This window comes from Flavobacterium sp. AC267 (genome assembly GCF_979258715.1).
In genome coordinates this window covers 2,751,776-2,774,506 of the sequence record NZ_OZ409875.1, presented here as the reverse complement: position 1 = coordinate 2,774,506, position 22,731 = coordinate 2,751,776, and the positions used below count along the sequence as shown (strand labels likewise).

The window sequence follows — 22,731 nt, the reverse complement described above, 5'->3', positions numbered from 1 at the left end:
GTAAAAATGATTATAACAATATAACGAGCTAATTATCAAAATAGTATTAGTTGGTTAAAATAATTTGATGTTTTTCAATTATTTTTCTCAAATTCATTAATGCATAACGCATTCTGCCTAGCGCTGTATTGATGCTCACACCAGTAATTTCAGATATTTCTTTGAAACTCATATCTTGATACATACGCATTACCAATACTTCTTTTTGATCTTCAGGAAGTTCTTCGATAAGCTTTTTTAAATCAATTTCAACTTGATCCACAATCATTTTACCTTCAATGGTCAGAGCATCGTCTGACATGATAGAGAAAATAGAAAACTCTTCTGTCTCTCTATACATTGGCATTTTTTTGGTTTTACGAAAATGATCCACAATTAAGTTGTGAGAAATACGCATTACCCAAGGCAGGAATTTCCCCTCTTCGTTATAAGAATTACTTTTTAAAGTTTTAATTACTTTAATAAATGTATCTTGAAAAATATCATTTGAAATATCTCTATCAGCGATCTTAGAATATATAAAACCATATATCTTAGATTCATGCCTTTTTATCAATGTTGCCAGAGCGACTTCACTGCCTTCAACATAGTTTTTAACTAATAGAGCGTCTGGAATATGCAGATCAGCCATAATACTACTTTTTTAGTTCTTGTTTTAAAATTTGGAGTAATTTTTTCTAAAAAGTAGTTTTGTAATATAGGCGAATCTTTTTTTTGAGTTGTGTTAATATTGTGGCCAAATTTAACAAATTATTCTTTTAAAAAGCAAATAAAACGATTAATAATTATTAGTAAAAAAATTATTAAAGTAAAATAAACTTAAAGTTCACATTGTAAGCATGATATATCTGTAAAACAAAACATTTTACCATGTTTTAAAAACAGCCGTAAATACCTTACAATAAGCGATGTGAAATTATATAATTTATCAAATCTGGACTTAAATTACAATTTTTTCCTGATTAAATCGATCCCAATATATAAATATTTTTTGATACGCCTTTATTTTTATTTCTAATCTTCTAAAAACACAGCACGTTTACTCTAAATATTTCTTCTTAGAAGTTCATTAACAGTACATTTAAATTATGGTAAAATAGTTAAAATTTGGAACTATATCCTTAACAAAATCCAATTCAAAATTGATTACTTTTGTAAAAATTGACTTTTTTATGCAAATTGATCTTTCTAAAATAGACCCAAAATCTAATATTATAATAAAAGGAGCACAAGTACATAATCTAAAAAATGTAGATGTGGTCATTCCGCGAAATAAGCTTGTTGTTATTACAGGACTTTCTGGATCAGGAAAATCGAGCTTAGCTTTTGATACTTTATATGCCGAAGGACAAAGACGTTATGTAGAAAGTTTATCCTCCTACGCACGTCAGTTTTTAGGACGTTTAGACAAACCAAAAGTTGAATATATTAAAGGAATTGCACCTGCAATTGCTATTGAACAGAAGGTAAATACGACAAACGCTCGTTCGACTGTTGGAACATCAACAGAAATTTATGACTACGTTAAACTTTTGTTTGCCAGAATTGGGCGTACATATTCTCCTGTTTCTGGAAAAGAGGTTAAAAAAAATACGGTTACGGATGTTATTACAGACGTTAAAACCCTTCCTATTGACAGTAAATGGCTTTTGCTCTCTCCTATTCATCTTGAAGAAGGAAGACAGCTGGAAGACAAACTAAAAGTATTACTGCGGCAAGGTTTCGCACGTATTTTGGTAGACAACGAAATGGTTCGTTTGGATGAGTTTACTCCTTCAGATCTTCATAAATTTGATAATAAAGATATACTACTTATTATTGACCGTATCGTTGTTAAAGAAGAAGAGGAATTTTATAACCGACTTGCGGATGCTGTACAAACTGCTTTTTTTGAAGGAAAAGGAATTTGCTATCTCCAGGAATTAAATCGTTGCTAAAAGATTTTCTTATTCGAATAAATTTGAACTGGACGGCATTACTTTTTTAGAACCAAATGTTCATTTATTCAGTTTTAACAATCCTTATGGAGCTTGTCCAGTTTGTGAAGGATATGGAAATATTATTGGTATTGATGCTGATTTAGTCGTTCCGAATACTTCTTTGTCGATTTTTGAAAGTGCCATTTATCCTTGGCGGCGACAGCATGAGCTGGTACAAAGATGAATTGGTTAAGCATGCTTATAAATTTGATTTCCCTATTCACAAACCTTATTTCCAACTTAGTGATCAACAGAAAGATTTAATCTGGACTGGAAATCAATATTTTCAAGGACTTAATGATTTCTTTAGAGAATTAGAAGAAAAAAATTATAAGATCCAGAACCGTGTAATGTTGTCTCGTTATCGTGGCAAAACCAAATGTCATGTGTGTAAAGGCAAGCGCTTACGCGAAGAAGCATCTTACGTAAAAATCAACGGTAAAACAGTTTCTGATTTGGTTGATTTACCAATAAAGCATTTGGTTACTTTCTTTAAAAACATCGAATTAAACGTTTACGAACAGCAGATTGCAAAACGTTTAATGCTCGAAATCAATAATCGTTTATCTTTTTTAACCGAAGTAGGATTAGATTATCTTACTTTAAACAGAAATTCGGCAACACTTTCCGGAGGTGAATCACAACGAATTAACCTTGCGACTTCTCTTGGAAGCAGTTTAGTAGGTTCGATGTATATTTTAGATGAACCAAGTATTGGTCTGCATCCAAAAGATTCTGAACGACTTATAAAAGTTTTGCTTTCGCTTCGCGATTTAGGAAATACTGTAATTGTGGTAGAACACGACGAAGACATCATGAAAGCCACTGATATGATTATTGATATTGGCCCTGAAGCTGGAACTTTTGGAGGAAACCTTGTTGCGCAGGGAACTTATGATGAAATCCTGAAATCTGATTCTCTAACTGCTCAATATCTAAATGGGGATTTAGAAATCTCTGTTCCAAAGAAAAGAAGAAAATTTAAAAATCATATTGATATTGTAGGCGCACGCGAAAACAATTTAAAAAATATCAACGTTACTTTTCCTTTGGATGTTTTGACCGTTGTAACAGGAGTTTCTGGAAGTGGAAAAAGTACTTTGATTAAAAAGATTTTGTTTCCGGCAATGCAGAAAAAACTAGAAAGCGCCGCTGAAAAGGCCGGTCAATTTAGTGAGCTGAAAGGTTCTTTTTCTCAGATTAAACATATCGAATATGTAGACCAGAATCCAATTGGACGAAGCTCGCGATCCAACCCTGTAACGTATATCAAAGCTTACGATGATATTCGTGATTTGTATGCCAAAGAAAAATTATCTAAAATAAGAGGCTATCAGGCTAAACACTTTTCTTTTAATGTTGATGGTGGTACGTGCGAAACTTGTAAAGGAGAAGGCTCTATAAACGTCGAGATGGTATTTATGGCCGATGTTTCGTTACCATGTGAAACTTGTGGAGGAAAGAGATTCAAAAAAGAAATTTTAGAAGTTACTTTCGATAACCAGAATATTAATGATATTCTAACTATGACCATTGATGATGCCATTGCTTTTTTTGAAAAGAACAAACAATCGAAAATCACGCAAAAATTACAGCCTTTACAAGATGTTGGATTGGGATATGTACAATTAGGTCAATCCTCTTCTACTCTTTCCGGTGGTGAGGCACAGCGTATCAAATTAGCTTCTTTTTTAGTAAAAGGCGCTACAAAAGATAAAGCTTTATTTGTATTTGACGAACCTACAACGGGTCTTCATTTTCATGACATCAAGAAACTTTTAGCTTCATTTGATGCATTAATAGAAAAAGGTCATTCTATTATTGTAATTGAACATAATCTGGATTTAATAAAATGTGCCGATTGGATTCTAGATTTAGGTCCAGAAGGTGGAGAAAACGGAGGACATTTATTGGCTTCAGGAACTCCAGAAGACATTGTAAAAGTAAAAGAATCAGTGACTGGTGTTTATTTGAAAGATAAATTGTAAAACATTTTATAAAAAATAAGCCCTAAATACATTTTGATAAGGAATGTATTTAGGGCTTTTAGTTTTTCTCTTCTTAAATCGTTAAGCTACCAAACATCTTTCCTCAAAAGGAAATCCATCTTCGTCGATAGCGACCAAAACCTTTTTTTGTTTTGATGCCTCAAAAGTTAAATACAGCCAAGCAAATGACCATAAACCCAGAGTTAAACAAAAAATCATGAAATTTAAACTGTGATTCACGACTTTCCCTCCTTTTGACAATACCGCAAATAGAAATTCATCGTTTCGTTCTTCCAAAGTAAATCCATTATGAACTTTATTTGATATCATATTAGAAAATACCTGCATGCTTTGTTCCTGGCTGAGATGATTGTTGTCTTTCATAATTATTCTAATCTACATTAATCATAAACTTTTTCTTGCACATTTTATTGCAAAAGTATTCAAATAAAAAGTATAAAACAATACCTACAATTGGTGATTTTGTTACAAATAATTATGTATTTTATCCAAAGTAGTGCTAAATTTTCAGTATAAAGTTAATTTTTATAAAAGTAATTACAAAATAAATAGGTGTTAAAATTTGTAATTTAATTCGCAGTTTTCAATTTCTTAACCTTTATTTTTCAAATTAAAAGCTGGTGCTTCGTAATCTTCTTTTAAATAATTAGGAGGAATTGTGGTTGTATTACCATCTCTCAGCGCGAGCATAATGTGGAGACATAATCTCAATTCCAGCCTGATTAAATGAGTCTTGAATGTTTTGATGAAGCGAAGAATAAATCCTAGGTCGCTTAGTGGGTTCTTTTGTATAAACGTTAATCTGATAGGAAACATAAAAATCATCCAGACTTGTCTGCGACTACAAATGGCTTAGGTTCTTTTTCTGTCATTTCGGTTTTCAATGTTGCATCGATCAAAGCCTCGTGAATTGCAGACCAAGGTACATCATACCCAATTGTAACTGTTGTATGAATTAATAGTCCATTGGTAGACTGTTTTGTATTTGCCGAATAGTTTGTAGATGTACTCGACAAAACTGTCGCATTAGGAATCGTAATATCTTCAAATTTCGGAGTTCTTATTCGGGTTACCAAAGCTGTTTTTTCGATTACCTCGTCGCTTACGTCTCCAATTTTTATATAATCACCAATTTTAAACGGACGCATATAGGTAATTACTAATCCTGCAACCATATTGGCAATTGCATTTGAAGAACCTAGCGAAAATAAAACCCCAATAAATACCGAAACTCCTTTAAAAATAGGAGAATCTGAACCGGGCAGATACGGAAAAATAATCACCAGCATAAAAGCATACATCAATAAGCGGATTACATTAAATGTTGGAATTGCCCAATCGCTGTAGAATCCATCAATTTGTATGTTTTCTGATTTAATTTCATAAAAGAAAAATTTAATTACTTTCAATGAATATTTGAAAATGATAATAATTACGAGTATGGTAAACAGACTTGGCAGGAAACTTAGAAATCCCATTAAGGCAGATTTTGCAGGTGTCAAAATCCATCGAAGAAGTGTTGTCGTGTATTCTTTTGTTGCAGGAAAAATACTAAACAATACGGGAAGCGATAAATAAACGATCAAAATAAGAGTAACGATTTTTATAAAACCAAACAACCGCATTAATAGAAACTGTCGCTTTTGTGGTGACAATATTTTAATATTGTTGTAATTGAAACCTTTAAAATATTTGTCGCTATTCTTTAAAATATAATATTTAATCCAATTAAAAATTTTGCCCACTAAATACAAAACCAATCCTATTATAAAAATCAACAAGAAAGTATATCCAAGTCTTTTTGGAAGCTGTGAATAATTTTCGCTCTGATAAATTATTGCACTTTTAATTGCTTTCAAATTACGATTGGCAATATTAGATACGGTTTGGTTTTCTGCTTTTGCATCAGCATTGAGAATAGACATTATTACTAAATCATCTTTGTAAATAATATCAAACGAAACATCTGAAGGAGTAATTTTAAGGGAATCTTTCTCAAAAAAAGATTCGTTATAAAGTTTCTTAATTTTATTTGAAATATACCCTGCTCTTTCTTTTGCCGAAAAAGATCCAACATTTGTATAGACATAAAAAAGCGTGTCTTTAAAAGGCGTTACAGGATAACCGACTAATTTTTCTGGTACTATCGCTTTTTCTGAAGTCTGCTTATTTGCAACTTGGCCAAACACCGAAAAAGAAATCAAAAGTAGAAAGAAAGCTAAAAACCTAAGTAATTCTTTTTTCATATTCAGCTAGAAATAAATTAGTTATCCTTTCTAACAAATATAAAAACAAAAAAGTTACGATTTTAAATTACTTTTATTTTTCCTACAACTTCCTATTATATCTTAAAACCAATTCTCTTAAAAATGGAATCAATAACATTATTAATATCCGAAGAGATTTTAAATTTATAATTCAAATACACATATAAAATCGTCACTAAAATCGATTTTAAAGCAATACTGATTAATTGGAAAAATGGAAATTCCCAGAAATAAAACAATAAAAACAATGCAAATGTGAGTACAATCGAATAGATCGTTTCTTTGGTAAATGGATATAAATGAAGTTTCTTAACTACAAAAAGCAATTTTGCCAAACTATATAAAGTAATAGATAAAAGCGTCGCAAAGGCAGAGCCGAAAATTCCAAAAATCGGAATAAAGATCATATTTAAAACTACAGTCAAAACGACTAACATTAATCCTAAATACAATACCATTCTATAATATTTTGTATTGAAAATAATGGCATTGTTATTTCCTAAAATTAAGTCGAAGTATTTAGAAATCCCGATCATAAATACAACAGAAATTCCGTCGCTGTATTCCTTTGGAACTAATTCATATAACTGATTGATGTTCACAAAAATACAAAGCATTACAAATCCTCCCACCATCTGCAGGTTGATAGATGTTTTTTTGTACAATTGATTCAGTTCATCATGTTTGTTTTCATGCATCAATTTAGCTGTAATTGGATATACAATTTGATGCATTGCACGGCTTGGAACGGAAATTACCAAGGCAATATATGTTGCTACAGAATAAAAGGCAATATTTTCAATAACCATATATTGATTTAATATCATTTTATCGCCATCCAGAAGTAAATTAGCAACACTTCCAGATAAAATAATATAAAAAGTATACACTAATATATCTTTGGTATTTTTAGGTATTGTAATTTGAAAAGTTGGTTTCTGAATACTAAATGCATATAACATCGTTACTAGGAATGCTAAAAAATATAAACCAGCTGTTGCGTAAACAAAACCTTCTACACTAAGCCAATCGTAGTAAACACCTATTAAGAGGAATAATGAGAATAATCGTAAAGCTACTTCTTTAATAAAGTTGCCAAAAACGGAATGCATATTTACCCGCGACCAGGCATAAAAAATTTCAAAGTATGCCATACACAATCCTATAAATGGTATCAACCAGATATAACTTTTGACAATAGCATTTTTCTTTGACAAAAAGAATAAAATCTCGTCATAAAAAACAAGCCCAATCAATAAAAGCGGGATTATTAATAGGAACGGGAATAAAACTGTAAAAGATAAAAAACGGGATTTTTCTTCTTCAGTTTGATATTGTGAATAAAATTTAACCAACGTATTTTGCATTCCAATAGCAAACAGCAGCATAATCACATTAGCACATGAGGTAACATAATTAGTCAAGCCATAATAGGTTGCTCCCAAATAAATGGGATATAGATACAACGTATTTATAGCTCCGATACCAAAACCAATATAGGTAATTATAGTATTTTTAAAAGACTGATTTAAGACAATACCCATGTTTGGATTTCTGAATTTAGATTTTAGGTTTTAGATTTTTATAATCTATGATTTACTAATCAGCTGTGCTAGCTGTTTGGTTAAATTTTTCTGGAATATTGTCGCAAACCAATTCCGTGTGCTTGTAATTTTCCTTCCAAAAACTGATTAAAAAAGTCCAAAATTACACTTTTTAACTTCGCTTTTTCAGAATAGTCAAAAAATACTCCTGTATTAGTTTGTGTTACAATATCTGCAAAATCAGAACCTTGTGGTCCAATTGCGATTATCGGACGGTTTGAGACCATGTATTCGAACAATTTACCAGGAATAATACTTTTAGTGTCTTCAGAATTAATCTCTATTAAAAGTAATACTTGTGATTTCCTTTGGTGCGCAACTGCTTCTTGATGCGAAACGTACCCTAGCAAATTCAAATAATCGTTTAATTGATGTTCTTGTATTGCATCTAAAACTTCCTGACTCACAGCACCAATAAGTTTGATTTCTAAGTGAGATTTAAATTCAGGAATTTCTTTTAACAGTTCAACTAAAACTTCCCATAAAAATGGCGGGTTTCTGTCTGATAAAAAAGAGCCGATATGGGCTAAAGTAAATTTACTGTCTAATGTCTGTTTTTCTACAGTCTCAACATCATAACCATTTGTAATAACCGTAATAGGCTTGTTTGTAATTGCCTCAAATTCGGTTTTTGTGGTTTTACTGGTTACGATAATTTCATCGGCAGTATTAAGAACTTTGTGTTCTAAACTTTTATGTTTTTTTTCAGCGTAAGATGATAAACGAAGTGCTTTATGATAGCCAATCGTTGTCCACGGATCACGGAAATCGGCAAACCATTTTACTTTTAATTTTTGTTGTAGTTCCAAACCAATTAAATGCAGACTATGCGGTGGTCCAGAAGTTACGATAGTATCTATATTATTTTCTCGAATGTATTTTTCAAGATACGAAACAGATGGCTTTACCCAAAAAACGCGAGCGTCTGGAATAAAAAGATTGCCGCGAACCCAAAGAAAAGTTTTATCTAAAAATGTCTGCTTTTTCTTTTGAGGAAAAATGCCTGAACTGATTTTTTTGGTTTTATTTTTCGAAAAAACAGAAGCCAGCTGATAAGGCTCCCAAATTTTATTTTTTAGAACAATGACTTTGTCTGATATCTGGCTCACTAGACCTTCATCTACAATTGGATAAGTTGGATTTTCTGGAACATATACAATTGGCTGTACATCAAATTCTGGCAGGTATTTTACAAATTTCAACCAGCGTTGCACACCCGGACCACCAGCAGGCGGAAAGTAATACGTAATTATTAAGAGCTTTTTTTGTTCCATTAGAATTTATTCAGTTCCACAGAGATCCACAAAGTATTCGCTAAGTGTCACAAAGATTTTAAATTATTTTTGAGTATCTCCGTTATTTCTTTGCGAGTCTTTGCGAAATTTTTCAAAATAAATTCCTCCAGCCAAAAGTAACAACATTCCAATTGAACTAATCAAAGTAATGGTTCCTCCTGTTTTTATAACCTGAGGCTCAAATTTAAACTCGATTGTATGTTTTCCGCCAGGAATTTCCATTGCTCTTAGAACATAGTCAACTGGGAAATGATCTGTTAATTTACCGTCTATGTAAGCGTTCCATCCATTTTTATAATACATTTCAGAGAAAACCGCTAAACCATCTTTCTCGTTTTCAGATTTGTATTTAATGTAATTTGGTTTGTACGTAACAACTTTGATTGTTCCATTTGTATCCCAAGGTTTCTTTAAACGAGCATTCGGGAATTTACCTTCATGTTCGTGAACATTAAACACCGCTACTTTTTTAGTATCTATAGTATTCAAGGCTTTCATAACATCATCTGCCTTGTTTACCAATTTTGCAGAGCTTACAAACCAAGCATTTCCGTTAGCATCTGGATTTTGAGTCGGAATCTGATTTCCTTCTTTATCTACTTGGATGACGTACTTAACATTAAGCATATTAAGAATTTCCAAATTGTTTTTAGCAATTTGATAATCGTATAACTCGTCGCATTCTTCTAGGTCTTACAGCACTGTATCCTCCAATTGTTTTATGGAAATAAGAAGATCTTCCCTGCAACTTGACCTTGAAGATCAAAAACACGGTAAACTGATGTATCTTTTAAAATCTGAGAATCGGCAGGTGTTTCTTGAAAAGGTGCCGCAATCTGAACTGGGCTTACAAAATCTTTAGCAGAAACGTATTTTTTGTCCACAAAAAACAAATCAAAAATCATTATAATTCCGACTACAATTAAAGTTGTTGTCTGAGAAAATTTATTTTTGATAAACATCCAAAGAATCCCGAAAGTAAGAACAATTAAAAATCCAGATCGTAACAGATCTGCATAATACATTGTCATTCTATCTTCTTTTAATGCATCAACAAATTCCGGTCCGTAGCTTTCCATGAAATATTGATCGCTTGTTCCTGTAAAATGGAAAAAGCCTTTTGCTATTACTAAAATAGCAATTATACCTAAACCAAAAACCCCAGTTTGAACTAATGCTTTCTGCTGTAATTTCGGTTCGTCTTTCGCTTTAAAGAAAGATTGTAATCCCATAACGGCTAAAACAGGAAAACACAGTTCTAGAATAACCTGAATAGACGAGACAGCTCTAAACTTATCGTACATTGGCACATATTCGATGAAAAAGTCTGTCAGTAAAGAGAAATTTTTTCCCCAAGAAAGTACCAGTGTAAATAAAGCTCCTGTTAGAAATACGTATTTAATTTTTCTTTCGTCTATAAACAAAGCTAAAACGGCCAAAAAGAAAACTACTGCCCCAATATATGCTGGTGCAGAAACGATTGGCTGATCGCCCCAATAAGTTGGCATTCCAGAAACAAAATCTTGCGCTTGACTATCTGGAACTCCTTTTTCGAGCATGAACTCGTACATACGGCTGTCCTTCCCTACATTTTCATGACTTGAACCTCCAAAAATTCTTGGAGCAATTAAATTTAAACTTTCTGCAATACCATAACTATATTCTGTGATATAATCTGTTGTCATAGATGCAGTGGTCTCGTTTTTAGATCCGTCTGGATTAAAAGTCAGCTCACTTTTATCTCTAATACTGTATTTAGCATATTCGCTTGTCGCTAATAAATTTCCTGCATTGGCTCCAATCGCAAAAATTCCTGCAACAACCAAAGTGCCAATTGAAATTAAAAGCGGTTTATATTCTTTATTTTTAATAAAATCGAAAGCAAAATAACCTGAAAGTATCAATAAGAAAATCAATAAATAATAGGTCATTTGAAAGTGGTTCGCATTGATCTCTAAGGCGACTGCAAGCATGGTGAGCAAGCCTCCCCAAATATATTTTTTCTGAAAAACGAGTATAAATCCGGCTATTACCAGAGGCATATAGGCAATTGCATGCGCCTTAGCATTGTGACCAACCCCTAAAATGATAATTAAATAAGTTGAAAAACCAAACGCAATAGCACCAATAAAGGCCTTTAACGGATCAGTTTTTAGAACCAATAACAAACCGTAAAAACCAAGAAAATATAAAAATAAATAATCTGCAGGACGAGGCAGAAAACGCAGTACATCATCTATTTTACCCACAAAATCATTTGGATAATTAGCTCCAAGCTGATAGGTTGGCATACCTCCAAAAGCTGAATTTGTCCAATAAGGTTCAGCTTTTTCCATGGCTCTGAAATCATTTTGCTCTTTTGCCATTCCGGTGTATTGCGCAATATCAGACTGGAAAATTTGTTTTCCTTGTAGAACTGGATAAAAATAAATTAATGAAACAAGGATAAAGCCCAGTACAACAAGGGCGTGCGGATAGAACTTATTTATTATTTTCAATTTTGGCTGGTTTGGGTTAAAATGAATCCTGATTTTTCAGGACACAAATCTAATCTATTTCTTCGTAATCAACATACTCTCCCACTTTTTTGGTTTCGCGCGGGTTTTTAGCGTTTGCAGTATTAATAATTATTTCATCTTTAGTATTGGTATTATTATTCTGCCAAGTATTACTTTGATATTGCTGTTGTCTCTGAAAATTTTGACCTGCGTTTTCAACAGCCTTTTTTACCAATACTGGTAAAAAGATTCGAGCTAGAAATTTAAAAATATAATAAAAGGCAATAATCCCAATAATTAATCTTAAACCTGAAAATGATGCTTCTTGCATAACTGTAAAATTTTTTCCAAAATTAATAAATCCGTCGTTTAAAAATAAAATATGAATCTTAAATAAATAATAAAATATGTACATTTGATACGCGTTATTATATTTTAATCCAAAAAAAATTATATGTTCAAAATTAAAAACTTACTTGCCCCGGTACTTTTTTTTATTCCACAACTGTTTTTTGCACAATATACTGATGTCATAAATTCAAATCGTCCAGGCGAAACTATGTCGGCCTATGGAGTTGGAAAATCGGTAATTCAAGCCGAATTAGGAGTTTACGGCATCAAAGAAAAACACGACTTATTAAATTATGATGCCAGTGGTTTCGGCACCGACTTTACGCGCGATACGGTGCTTTCTTTGAACAGTTAGAGTTTGTGCTTGATGTTCAGTATCAAATGGAAAATTTTGACACTCCGTACACCAGCTACAAAAAAAATAACTTCAGACAAACTGTTTTAGGAGCTAAATATTTGATTTATGATCCTTACAAAAACAAAAAAGACGTAAACATCTACAGCTATAAAGCAAATCACAGCTTTAAATGGAGTGAATTAATTCCAGCAGTTTCTATATTTGCAGGAGCAAATTTTGTTGGAGCTGATAATCCGTATTATTTTTCTCCAGACGGAGCAATTTCTCCAAAAGTATCTTTGATTACGCAGAATTCATTTGGAGGCGGAAAATGGGTTTTTGTAACCAATATTATCGCCGATTATATAGGAACAGATTATCCGAGTTATGGTTATGTATTAACTTTAACGCATGGATTTAACGACAGATGGTCTGGATTTGTAGAAAATCAAGGCTATAAAAGTGATTTTTACAGCGACGCGATCGTGCGTGGAGGAGTCGCTTATCTTCTTTCTCCAAATATGCAGGTTGACGCATCTATAAGTACAAACTTTAAAAACACACCATCTGTTTTATACGGAGGAGTTGGAGTATCATGGCGTTATGACGGCTGGTATAAAGAAAAACAGGCCAACAATAAAGCTCAGGAAAAAGCTAAAAAAGAATCCAGAAAACGAGAAAAACGTTGACTATCAAGAAAAAGAAAGAAAACGTAAGGCCAAATACGAATAAATTAATAAACAAACGCTCTGCAAAATACCATCTTAATGATTACAATTAAAGAAGCCAAAAGCAAAAAAGAATTAACCGAATATATCAAATTTCCTTTTTCAATATACAAGGACAGTCCGTATTGGGTACCGCCGATTATATCGGACGAATTGGAATCTTTTGACAAAACCAAAAATCCAGCTTTTGACAATGCTGAAGCTTACTTTTATTTAGCCTACAAAGACAATAAAATTGTTGGTCGTATTACTGCTATTATTAATTGGTCTGAAGTAAATAATCAGCACAAAAGAAAAGTGCGTTTTGGATGGTTTGATGTTATTGACGATGTCGAAGTAACGAAAGCTTTACTGGATAAAGTATTTGAATTAGGCCGAAAACATAATCTTGAGCATGCTGAAGGCCCAATGGGATTTTCAAATTTAGATAAAGTGGGACTTTTGACAGAAGGTTACGATCAAGTCGGAACAATGATTACTTGGTACAATCATCCGTATTATGTCACACATTTAGAGCAATTAGGGTTTCAGGTTGAAAAGCAATATATTGAAAGTATATTTCCTTTTTCTAACGTAAAACCTGAATTTTTCTTAAAAGCGCAGGCTTTAATTAAAAAACGCTACGAACTTAGAGCATTAAATTTCACTAAAACAAAAGACATTATGCCGCACGTGGACAAAATGTTTGATTTGTTTAACGAAAGTTATGCTAAACTGGCTTCGTTTGTAGCCATTTCTGATGTTCAAAAAGAATATTTTAAAAAGAAATACATCAGCTTTATTAATCCTGAATACATCAAGTTTGTGGTTGATAAAGATGATAATTTAGTAGCTTTTAGTATTGTAATGCCAAGTTTTACAGAAGCGCCGCAAAAAATAAGAGGTAAATTATTTCCATTTGGATTTCTGCAATTATTAAAAGCAAGAAAACACAGTAAAGATGTTGTTTTTTACCTAATCGGAGTTCATCCTGATTACCAAAACAAAGGTGTAACGGCTATTATTTTTGATGAATATTACAAAACTTTCTCAGAAAAAGGAATTATAAATTGCATTAGAACTCCAGAATTATTGGAAAATAATGCGATTCACTTGCTTTGGAAAAACTTTAATCCCACTATTCACTGCCAGAGAAAGACTTATTTGAAGAATCTTTAGGAGTGATTAGTTCATAGTTCTTAGTGATTAGTCCTTAGTGATTAGTCCTTAATAATTAGTGCTTAGTAATTAGTTCTTAGTAATTAGTGCTTAGTTTTTAGTGCTTAGTTCTTAATTCTTAGTTATTAGTGCTTAGTTTTTAGCGATTATTCCCCTATCCATATATAAGAAATAAAAAAAATCCATTCGCCCCCAAAACGAATGGATTTTTCACATTTTAAACATTTTTATTTATTCTACTTTGCAATCTACTTTTGTCAATGTATTTTTTGCGTCAAATTTTAGTTTTGTTTTATCTTTAAAAGAAACTTTATCATTTGCTGTTACGACATCGCCATATCCTTCAATAAAAGTTCCGTCTTTTTGTAAAAAAGCAACTTCTCTAATAGAAGAAACTCCTTCAGAATTAAAGGTATAATCGGCAATTAAAGTATCTCCCTTCATGTTACCAATCAAGGTTCCTTCGTTTTTATCTTTTCCTACTAAATTGTAGCTTAGTTTTCCGTTTACTTCTTGATGTGAATTTACGTTGAAACTCATTTCAATAATACTGCCGCCTGCTTTCCAAGAATAACATTGATCTCCAGCTGGTTCTACAATTTCTGCTTCTTTTGGCGGACTTGGTGTTATTTGTACCGGCTCTGTTGTAGTTGTTTCTTTTTTACAAGACACAAGAACCGTTAAAATAAGGGTCGTTAGTGTTAATACTCTTCTCATAATTGTTATTTTTATTTTGTGATTATGATATAAAGTTACCTTAAATAAAAAAAATCCATTCGCATAACGAATGGATTTTTTACATAATTCCCACCTAAGGAAATTGATATTCTCTAGAAATTAAGCGTCTAAATCAACTTTAGTTCTACTTGCAATTTCTTTGTAAGTTCCGTTTTCTAACTTTTCACGGATAGCTTCAAATGCAACTAACGTTTCATCGATATCAGCTAATGTATGTGAGGTTGTTGGAATCATTCTTAACAAAATAATACCTTTAGGAATTACTGGATAAATTACGATTGAAAGGAAAATACCGTAATTTTCTCTTAAATCATTTACCATTACCATTGCTTCAGGTACACTTCCTTCTAAATATACTGGTGTTACACAAGTATTTGTATCTCCAATATTAAAGTTTCTTGAACGTAAACCGTTTTGTAATGCATTTACGTTTTCCCAAAGTTTATCTTTTAATTCTGGATGATTACGTAATAATTCTAAACGTTTCAAAGAACCAATTGTCTGAATCATTGGCAATGCTTTTGCAAACATCTGTGAACGTAAATTGTATTTTAAGTAATCAATAATATCTTTATCTGCGACTACAAAAGCTCCAATATTTGCCATTGATTTTGCAAAAGTAGAAAAGTAAACATCAATACCATCCTGAACTCCCTGCTCTTCACCTGCTCCAGCCCCTGTTTTACCAAGAGTTCCAAAACCGTGTGCATCATCTACTAATAAACGGAAATTATATTTTTCTTTTAATGCAACAATTTCTTTCAATTTTCCTTGCTGACCACGCATTCCAAAAACACCTTCGGTAATAAATAAAATACCTCCTCCAGTTTCCTGAGCCATTTTTGTAGCACGTCGCAGGTTTTTTTCCATACTTTCAAGATCATTGTGTTTGTATGTAAAACGTTTACCCATATGCAAACGAACACCATCAATAATACAAGCATGTGAATCTACATCATAAACGATAATATCATTTTTAGTTACTAAGGCATCAATTGTAGATACCATACCTTGATAACCAAAATTCAATAAATATCGTTGCAGGCTTCATTACAAATTCAGCCAATTCATTTTCTAATTGTTCGTGATATTTAGTATGTCCAGACATCATACGTGCTCCCATTGGGTAAGCGACTCCAAATTGAGTTGCGAGCATCAATATCTGCTTGACGAACCTCTGGATGATTTGCTAATCCTAAATAATCATTCAAACTCCAGTTTAAAATATTTTTTCCGCCAAACTGCATTCTTGGGCCCAATTCACCTTCTAGTTTAGGAAATACAAAATAACCTTCTGCTTGCGAAGCCCATTTACCTAATGGCCCTTTGTTGTTCTGAATTCTTTCGAATAAATCTTTTACCATAATATATGTAGTAATATTTTTTTAACTTAATCAGCTAGCAAAAATAATCATTATTATTCTAAAATTCAGAGTGTCATTTATTTTTATTGAAAAATATTCCATACATTTTTTTTAACAAGATTTACCTTTAATATATCTTCAATATACTTTTAGTAAACTTTATAAAATCAGTCTTCCTATTCTCTGTAAACATGATTTTTATCATAATAAAAGACAAAGCAGTCTTTTATTTTTGATTCATATTTAAACGAAAAACAAAACCAAAGTAGTATGAAAAGGAATCACAAAAGTTGGATTAAAATGAACATTGTTTTTTGTTCGTTTTTTACGTCGCTTTTATTAGGAAGTCGCAAAAAAGAGGAAGCTCATAATTATACCGATATTATGACTGAAGGTGAAATGGAGGCTGAACTTACAGCACCGCCAATGGTTCCGAAACCAGTCGGAAACAGAACAGCCATGAAACTTAAATTAAACATGGAAATTAAGGAGCAAGAAGGAACAATGACAGACGGTGTAAAATATACCTACTGGACTTTTGGAGGTTCTGTTCCTGGAAGTTTCATTAGAACACGTGTTGGTGATGAAGTAGAATTTCACTTAAAAAACCATCCTGATAACAAGTTACCCCACAATATTGACTTACACGCTGTAACAGGACCTGGTGGTGGTGCAACTTCTTCTCTTGTAGCGCCGGGACACGAAAAAGTTTTTAGTTTTAAAGTCATAAATCCGGGATTGTATGTGTATCACTGTGCAACGGCTCCTGTTGGAATGCACATTGCAAATGGTATGTACGGATTAATTTTGGTTGAGCCAGAAGGCGGACTTCCTCCTGTTGACAAAGAATATTATGTAATGCAGGGTGATTTTTACACTCAAGGTGAATATGGAGTAAAAGGGCTACAGCCCTTTGACATGAATAAAGCGGTTAAAGAAACTCCTGATTATGTTGTATTTAATGGGAAAGTGGGATCTTTAACGAACGGAAATGAATTGACTGCTAAAGTAGGCGAAACGGTTCGTTTATTTGTTGGAAACGGCGGGCCAAACTTAGTTTCTTCCTTCCACGTTATTGGTGAAATATTTGATAATGTTCATGTTGAAGGCGGAACTGTAATTAATAAAAATGTACAGACTACTCTTATTCCTGCCTGCGGCATGCTGCAATTGTAGATTTTAAAGTAGAAACTCCAGGAACTTTTATTTTAGTTGACCATTCTATTTTCAGGGCATTTAATAAAGGTGCTCTGGGAATGTTGAAAGTCGAAGGAAAAGATAATAAGAACATTTATTCGGGAACAATTCAAGAAGGTATTTATCTGCCTGAAGGCGGAACAATTCAGAAAATGCCTGAAAGTACAGCGACTAAAACTGCGGCTCCAAAACGTACTGCTGAAGAAAAAGTCAAAATTGGTAAAGAAATTTTCAGCACAACTTGTTTCGCCTGTCATCAATCTGAAGGACAGGGAATTCCGAGCACCTTCCCTCCTTTGGCAAAATCAGATTACTTAAATGCCGATTCTAAACGTGCAATTAAGACCATTCTGCATGGTTTAACTGGAGAAATAAATGTAAACGGAAAGAAATACAACAATGTAATGCCAGCTCAGAATCTATCTGATGATGAAATCGCAAATGTACTAACCTACATTTATAGCGACTGGGGAAATAATAAAACCGAAGTTACGCCAGAAATGGTAAAGGCATTACGATAATAGCAAACAGTCTGAATGAAAAAATACATTTTCATACTAACTATCTTTTTCTCTGTACTTAGTGTCATGAAAGCGCAGGAAAAAGGAATGGTTCTCATAAAAGAGGGATCTTTTGTCCCTCTTTATGGAGCCGTTTCCAAAAATCCTGTTGTAGTAAAATCATTCTATTTGGATATTTATCCTGTAACAAACAATGCGTTTTTAGAATTTGTCAAAAAAATCCATCTTATCAAAAATCAATAATAAAAGGAGTTTTTGCAGACAAAAGCTATCTCTCTTACTGGAAAAATGATCTTGATTTTGGAACAGCAAATCCTAAATCGCCTGTTACCAGTGTTTCATGGTTTGTCGCAAAAAAATATTGTGAGTGTCAGGGAAAACGCTTGGCCACAATGGACGAATGGGAATATACCGCAATGGCCGACACCAAAAAAATCGATGCCAGAACCAAAAAAGAATTCAACGAATACATTTTATCGTGGTATGAAAAATCAAGAACGTATGAGAATGAAATTGGAAAAACATTCAAAAATTACTGGGGAGTTTACGACATGCATGGATTGGTTTGGGAATGGACTTCTGACTTTAACAGCATTTTTTTATCGGGAGAATCCAGAAAAGATAAAAGCAGTGATCAAAATTTATTCTGGCGAGCTGCATCAGTAAACGCAACTGATCTGATGGATTATGCAGCTTTTATGCGCTACGCATTTAGAGGAAGTCTTAAAGCTCAATATTCAACCCGAAATCTTGGTTTTAGATGTGCCAGTACAATAAAGCCAAAAATATAATTAAAGTAGTTAAGATGAAAAAAATAACAATCGCTTTCCTCGCTCTTACATTGTCCTTTTACAGTTGTAAAAAGATTGAAATAAAATCGGGAAGCAAAGCAGAAACAAAAAAAGAAATCAGCGATTTATCTATTTACAATCTGCCTTCTAAATGGACAACGCAAAACGGAAAAGATATCGAGTTAAAATCGCTTAGGGGAAATGTTTTGGTCATGGTAATGATTTATACAACCTGTAAAGCGGCGTGTCCAAGACTGGTAGCAGATATGCGTGATATTGAATCGAAACTAGAAAAAAAGACGAAACAAAATGTAAAACTTATTTTAGTCAGTATTGATCCAAAAACGGATACTCCGGAAAAATTAAAATCATTTGCGATTGCCAATAAAATGAATCAAGATCCTTGGATTTTCCTTCGCTCCTCTGAAGAAAATACGCGCGAATTTGCCGCAGTTTTAGCAGTCAATTATAAAAAAATATCGCCAATGGATTTTTCACATTCTAACATTATAAGCGTTTTTAATTCCGAAGGAGAATTAGTTTTTCAGCAGGAAGGTTTAGGCGTAAATAATGAGAAAACGATCGAGACAATAAATAGAGAAGCTTCAAAAATATAAAAATTTAAATAAGTTGATTAGTAAGAAACAAGAGTACGATTCTCAGCAGAAAATCGGCTCTTGTTTTTTTCATATAATTGAAATGAATTACAAGCATCGGAAAAACGAAATATTTATAGAAATCTTGTGGATTATTGACTCAAAGCTCCAGAGGAACGGTATATTTATAGCAAATTAAAAAGGTTTTGTTTGAAGCTCCAGCGGAGCGAAATCCCCATTTTTGCCTAATTCCAAAATGTGGCGCCCTCACAGGGCTTCTATCTGCAACGATGCTATTTTATAAATATATTGTTACTCTGTAACTTACCTGCCTTTTTTCTATTTTAAAACTTTGAAACTTATGTTTAGTTTTCATTAAATTAATCAAAAAAAAACACCGATAATTATCTTTAAAGACATTTATCGGTGCTTTTCAAACTATAATAAATTAACCTTACTCTACTTCAACAAAGTCTTTTTCTAAAACAACCGCTTTTGGAAATAAGATATTATTCTCCAAATGAATGTGTTTGTGTAAATCTGCTTCAAATTCTTTCAGCATAGAAAACGTTACTCTGTAAGTTGTACATGCATCTGCTGGCGGTGTATAATTATTTGTCAATTCGGCAATTTCTCTAAAACGCTCGCCTTCATTATCATGTTCGTGCATCATCATAGCAATTGGATTGGAAACGGTTCCGAAAGAAGGCTGGTGCAAAATACCGTCAGATTCCTTAGTTTTCACCATTCTTTTTACAAATGGAAACAAAACCAATTCTTCTTTTTTCATGTGCTGTGATAGTTCTCCTGCGCGACCAGTAAACAATTCATTAATTTTAAATAATTCAGGATGACTTGCACCATGAACTTTACACAATTTATCTAAAAAAGGAAGCAGTACATTTGTTTTTTCTTCTACATAACGGTGATGTGTTTTTTCAATATACTCGGCCAATAAATCTAATGGCCAGGCATTAAAATCTACATTTCCCTGATTTTCTGATTGCAAAACCTGCACAATATTATCCAATAAAGCATCTGCATCAATATTTTGTTTTTCGCAGACCTCGGTTACAGTTCTATTTCCTTTACAGCAAAAATCAATTCTATATTTAGAAAAAACCGCGACTGTTCTAAAATCTTGAGCTACAAATGATCCTATTGTTTTGTTTTTTAAATTCTCCATGATAATCAATTTTAATTAGTTATTTTTTTTTAATGTCAATTCTAATAATCAATAAAAGATAATTTTATCTTTTATTAGCGTTTAAAAAAACTCCAAACCCAATAAAGATTTGAAGTCTTTGCTATTTACTGTACAATTAATACACCTTTCATCATAGCGACATGGCCAGGGAAAGAGCAAATAAATTTGTATGTTCCTTTTTTATCAACTGTAAATTCGATTGTATCTTCTTCTCCGTCGCCTAATAATTTGGTATGAGCAATAATAGACGACTTCTCAGATTCTGGAATATAATCCGTAGCTTTTGCTTCATTCGCTTTAAGCGCAAAAGCAACTTCATCTGTTCCTTCTTTTAAAATAACTAAATTGTGTCCCATCGCTTCTTTAGGAATTTGACCAACATGTTTCAAAGTCAATGTAATTGGTTTTCCAGCAACAGCGTGCAATTCATTTGTATTAAACTGCATTTGATCATTTCCTTCAATAACTAATACATTTTCAGCAGTAGACGTTACTGGCGCCGCTTCTCCCTCAGTAGATGTTTCATTTACTTCTGTAGATTCAGCTGGAGCCGTTTCTTTTTTACCGCAAGAAGTCACTGCTAAAAATCCCATGAGGATCATTATTGAAATTTTAGTTTTTGTATTCATTTTTAAAATTATTTATAAAATATTAATCGTTTATATTTAATGTTTTTAGGAAGAAATCACCCGATTTTACATCTGAAGCCAATTGCTCTAAAGTCGTTTTGGTAAGCATTTCTAAAAGCAGTCCTCTAATTTTTTTAAATTCATTGTGTACAGGGCAGGGATATTCTTCAGAACATTCTTTAAGTCCAATCCCGCGATTGCTGTAAATCTTATTTCCGTCAATTGCGTCAACAATTTGAATTAGTTTTATAGTTTTTACTGCTTCATTAGAAACCTCAAAACCGCCTCCTACTCCTTTTGCCGAATGAATAATTCCGTTCTTGGTAAGAATCTGCATAATCTTGGCCGTAAAGGGTTCTGGAGAATCAATTTCTTTGGCAACATCTTTTATTCCAACTCTAATCCCTTTTGAAGATTTGGTCGCAATAAATATTGACGCTCTAATTCCGTATTCACAGGCTTTTGAAAACATAGATTTCTTAATTAATTCCATACAAATATAAAAAGATTGAAAATAAAAGACAAACTTATCTTTAATTAATTTTAAATTAACAAAGTATTATTTATAATGAAAATAATTAGTGCTGTTAAAAACACTTATTCATCATTGAATTCTTATAAAAACCAATTTTAATTTTAACTTTGAGACACTTAATTTTCTAATATTGAAATAATGCCTTTAAGCAACTCAAAAGATTTAAAACTAGCTGTTCTTATTGATGCAGACAATGTGCCTTACAGCAATGTAAAAGGCATGATGGAAGAAATCGCAAAACTGGGAACTCCAACTACTAAAAGGATTTATGCCGATTGGACAAAACCTAATGCAAACGGATGGAAAGGCGTTTTACTAGAACACGCCATTACCCCTATTCAGCAATACAGTTATACGGTTGGAAAAAACTCTTCAGATTCGGCTTTGATTATTGATGCCATGGATCTTTTATATTCTGGAAAATTAGATGGTTTCTGCATCGTTTCGAGTGACAGCGATTTTACGCGTCTGGCAATTCGTTTAAGAGAATCTGGAATGAAAGTAATTGGCATTGGAGAAAAGAAAACTCCAAGTTCTTTCATTGTAGCCTGTGATAGATTTATTTACATCGAAGTTCTTGACGGCGCCATACAGAAGAAAAAACCAAAAGCAACTGCCGCAGATACCAAAAAACCTGTGGAAAAACCAGCTGAAAAAGCACTTCATAAAGTAGACAAACAAACTATTGAACTTATAGAAGCTACAATAGAAGATCTTGAAGATGATGATGGATGGGCGTTCTTGGGCGATGTCGGCAATTTGGTTGTAAAGAAAAAACCAGAATTTGACCCCCGAAATTATGGTTATTCGAAATTAACGCCAATGTTGAAATCATTAACTGATATTCTGGAGATTGATGAAAGAGAGTCAGACAAAAAAGGAATCAAACACGTTTATGTGCGTTTAAGATTCAACTAATTACCATTA

General features: G+C 32.7%; 15 protein-coding genes and 6 pseudogenes. 8 read left to right on the top strand and 13 right to left on the bottom strand.

Annotated features, from left to right (window positions below; all coding sequences use genetic code 11):
- Positions 1 to 46: 46 nt before the first annotated feature.
- Positions 47 to 631, bottom strand: a complete 585-nt coding sequence (locus ACZZ95_RS14515) for an RNA polymerase sigma factor (protein ID WP_463469586.1) — start codon at positions 629 to 631, stop codon at positions 47 to 49.
- Between the two features lie 541 nt (positions 632 to 1,172).
- On the opposite strand from ACZZ95_RS14515, the pseudogene uvrA reads away from it, so the two are divergent.
- Positions 1,173 to 3,967, top strand: a pseudogene (gene uvrA / locus ACZZ95_RS14510) (excinuclease ABC subunit UvrA).
- A gap of 81 nt (positions 3,968 to 4,048) precedes the next feature.
- Here the strand turns inward: uvrA and ACZZ95_RS14505 are convergent.
- The 7 genes and pseudogenes from ACZZ95_RS14505 to ACZZ95_RS14475 form a co-directional block, all read right to left on the bottom strand.
- A complete protein-coding gene (locus tag ACZZ95_RS14505) occupies positions 4,049 to 4,351 on the bottom strand; it encodes a hypothetical protein (RefSeq protein WP_463469585.1) in 303 nt (100 codons plus the stop codon).
- Between the two features lie 304 nt (positions 4,352 to 4,655).
- Positions 4,656 to 4,790 carry a hypothetical protein gene (locus ACZZ95_RS14500; protein WP_463471682.1) on the bottom strand — a complete coding sequence of 45 codons (135 nt, stop codon included), beginning with the start codon at positions 4,788 to 4,790 and terminating at the stop codon, positions 4,656 to 4,658.
- 19 nt (positions 4,791 to 4,809) lie between these two features.
- Positions 4,810 to 6,234 (bottom strand): mechanosensitive ion channel family protein, encoded by a 1,425-nt coding sequence (locus ACZZ95_RS14495; protein WP_463469584.1) that lies wholly within the window; start codon positions 6,232 to 6,234, stop codon positions 4,810 to 4,812.
- A 95-nt stretch (positions 6,235 to 6,329) separates the two neighbouring features.
- Positions 6,330 to 7,799 carry an oligosaccharide flippase family protein gene (locus ACZZ95_RS14490; protein WP_463469583.1) on the bottom strand — a complete coding sequence of 490 codons (1,470 nt, stop codon included), beginning with the start codon at positions 7,797 to 7,799 and terminating at the stop codon, positions 6,330 to 6,332.
- A gap of 45 nt (positions 7,800 to 7,844) precedes the next feature.
- Positions 7,845 to 9,133: pseudogene (locus ACZZ95_RS14485) on the bottom strand (glycosyltransferase family 4 protein).
- Positions 9,134 to 9,196: 63 nt separating this feature from the next.
- Positions 9,197 to 11,652: pseudogene (locus tag ACZZ95_RS14480) on the bottom strand (YfhO family protein).
- A gap of 49 nt (positions 11,653 to 11,701) precedes the next feature.
- On the bottom strand, positions 11,702 to 11,983 hold the full coding sequence (locus ACZZ95_RS14475; RefSeq protein ID WP_463469582.1) for a DUF4834 family protein: 282 nt from the start codon (positions 11,981 to 11,983) through the stop codon (positions 11,702 to 11,704).
- 228 nt (positions 11,984 to 12,211) lie between these two features.
- On the opposite strand from ACZZ95_RS14475, the gene ACZZ95_RS14470 reads away from it, so the two are divergent.
- The 3 genes from ACZZ95_RS14470 to ACZZ95_RS14460 all read left to right on the top strand — a co-directional run bounded on the left by ACZZ95_RS14470 (position 12,212) and on the right by ACZZ95_RS14460 (position 14,226).
- Entirely contained in the window at positions 12,212 to 12,358 is a 147-nt protein-coding gene (locus ACZZ95_RS14470; protein WP_463469581.1) for a hypothetical protein, read from the top strand.
- 26 nt (positions 12,359 to 12,384) lie between these two features.
- Positions 12,385 to 13,029, top strand: coding sequence for a transporter (locus ACZZ95_RS14465; RefSeq protein WP_463469580.1), 645 nt, complete (start codon positions 12,385 to 12,387; stop codon positions 13,027 to 13,029).
- 78 nt (positions 13,030 to 13,107) lie between these two features.
- On the top strand, positions 13,108 to 14,226 hold the full coding sequence (locus tag ACZZ95_RS14460; protein WP_463469579.1) for a GTP cyclohydrolase: 1,119 nt from the start codon (positions 13,108 to 13,110) through the stop codon (positions 14,224 to 14,226).
- 231 nt (positions 14,227 to 14,457) lie between these two features.
- Here ACZZ95_RS14460 and ACZZ95_RS14455 read toward each other — a convergent pair whose 3' ends face one another.
- The gene (locus tag ACZZ95_RS14455) at positions 14,458 to 14,943 is read right to left on the bottom strand and encodes a hypothetical protein (protein ID WP_095953217.1); all 486 of its coding nucleotides are present in this window, start codon (positions 14,941 to 14,943) and stop codon (positions 14,458 to 14,460) included.
- A 120-nt stretch (positions 14,944 to 15,063) separates the two neighbouring features.
- A pseudogene (locus ACZZ95_RS14450) lies at positions 15,064 to 16,328 on the bottom strand (aminotransferase class I/II-fold pyridoxal phosphate-dependent enzyme).
- 270 nt (positions 16,329 to 16,598) lie between these two features.
- On the opposite strand from ACZZ95_RS14450, the pseudogene nirK reads away from it, so the two are divergent.
- The 3 genes and pseudogenes from nirK (at position 16,599) to ACZZ95_RS14435 (ending at position 19,454) form a co-directional block, all read left to right on the top strand.
- A pseudogene (gene nirK / locus ACZZ95_RS14445) lies at positions 16,599 to 18,046 on the top strand (copper-containing nitrite reductase).
- 66 nt (positions 18,047 to 18,112) lie between these two features.
- Positions 18,113 to 18,837 (top strand): annotated as a pseudogene (locus ACZZ95_RS14440) (formylglycine-generating enzyme family protein).
- A 14-nt stretch (positions 18,838 to 18,851) separates the two neighbouring features.
- Positions 18,852 to 19,454, top strand: a complete 603-nt coding sequence (locus tag ACZZ95_RS14435) for an SCO family protein (RefSeq protein WP_463469578.1) — start codon at positions 18,852 to 18,854, stop codon at positions 19,452 to 19,454.
- Between the two features lie 433 nt (positions 19,455 to 19,887).
- Here the strand turns inward: ACZZ95_RS14435 and ric are convergent, their stop codons facing one another.
- From ric to ACZZ95_RS14420, 3 genes are all read right to left on the bottom strand, one after another.
- Complete coding sequence (ric, locus tag ACZZ95_RS14430) at positions 19,888 to 20,619, bottom strand: iron-sulfur cluster repair di-iron protein (protein ID WP_463469577.1); 732 nt, start codon at positions 20,617 to 20,619, stop codon at positions 19,888 to 19,890.
- Positions 20,620 to 20,744: 125 nt separating this feature from the next.
- Positions 20,745 to 21,269: an azurin gene (gene azu / locus ACZZ95_RS14425; RefSeq protein ID WP_463469576.1), complete on the bottom strand. Its 525-nt coding sequence runs from the start codon at positions 21,267 to 21,269 to the stop codon at positions 20,745 to 20,747.
- A 22-nt stretch (positions 21,270 to 21,291) separates the two neighbouring features.
- Positions 21,292 to 21,741, bottom strand: a complete 450-nt coding sequence (locus tag ACZZ95_RS14420) for an RrF2 family transcriptional regulator (RefSeq protein ID WP_463469575.1) — start codon at positions 21,739 to 21,741, stop codon at positions 21,292 to 21,294.
- Positions 21,742 to 21,942: 201 nt separating this feature from the next.
- Here ACZZ95_RS14420 and ACZZ95_RS14415 point away from each other — a divergent pair, with 201 nt between their 5' ends.
- Complete coding sequence (locus tag ACZZ95_RS14415) at positions 21,943 to 22,722, top strand: NYN domain-containing protein (RefSeq protein WP_095953211.1); 780 nt, start codon at positions 21,943 to 21,945, stop codon at positions 22,720 to 22,722.
- Positions 22,723 to 22,731 lie beyond the last annotated feature (9 nt).

Excerpts from the sequence above, each read along its gene's own strand:
- ACZZ95_RS14515 (WP_463469586.1), bottom strand. The coding sequence starts at position 631 with ATGGCTGATCTGCATATTCCAGACGCTCTATTAGTTAAAAACTATGTT.
- ACZZ95_RS14505 (WP_463469585.1), bottom strand. The coding sequence starts at position 4,351 with ATGAAAGACAACAATCATCTCAGCCAGGAACAAAGCATGCAGGTATTT.
- ACZZ95_RS14495 (WP_463469584.1), bottom strand. The coding sequence starts at position 6,234 with ATGAAAAAAGAATTACTTAGGTTTTTAGCTTTCTTTCTACTTTTGATT.
- ACZZ95_RS14490 (WP_463469583.1), bottom strand. The coding sequence starts at position 7,799 with ATGGGTATTGTCTTAAATCAGTCTTTTAAAAATACTATAATTACCTAT.
- ACZZ95_RS14475 (WP_463469582.1), bottom strand. The coding sequence starts at position 11,983 with ATGCAAGAAGCATCATTTTCAGGTTTAAGATTAATTATTGGGATTATT.
- ACZZ95_RS14470 (WP_463469581.1), top strand. The coding sequence starts at position 12,212 with ATGTCGGCCTATGGAGTTGGAAAATCGGTAATTCAAGCCGAATTAGGA.
- ACZZ95_RS14465 (WP_463469580.1), top strand. The coding sequence starts at position 12,385 with ATGGAAAATTTTGACACTCCGTACACCAGCTACAAAAAAAATAACTTC.
- ACZZ95_RS14460 (WP_463469579.1), top strand. The coding sequence starts at position 13,108 with ATGATTACAATTAAAGAAGCCAAAAGCAAAAAAGAATTAACCGAATAT.
- ACZZ95_RS14455 (WP_095953217.1), bottom strand. The coding sequence starts at position 14,943 with ATGAGAAGAGTATTAACACTAACGACCCTTATTTTAACGGTTCTTGTG.
- ACZZ95_RS14435 (WP_463469578.1), top strand. The coding sequence starts at position 18,852 with ATGAAAAAAATAACAATCGCTTTCCTCGCTCTTACATTGTCCTTTTAC.
- ric (WP_463469577.1), bottom strand. The coding sequence starts at position 20,619 with ATGGAGAATTTAAAAAACAAAACAATAGGATCATTTGTAGCTCAAGAT.
- azu (WP_463469576.1), bottom strand. The coding sequence starts at position 21,269 with ATGAATACAAAAACTAAAATTTCAATAATGATCCTCATGGGATTTTTA.
- ACZZ95_RS14420 (WP_463469575.1), bottom strand. The coding sequence starts at position 21,741 with ATGTTTTCAAAAGCCTGTGAATACGGAATTAGAGCGTCAATATTTATT.
- ACZZ95_RS14415 (WP_095953211.1), top strand. The coding sequence starts at position 21,943 with ATGCCTTTAAGCAACTCAAAAGATTTAAAACTAGCTGTTCTTATTGAT.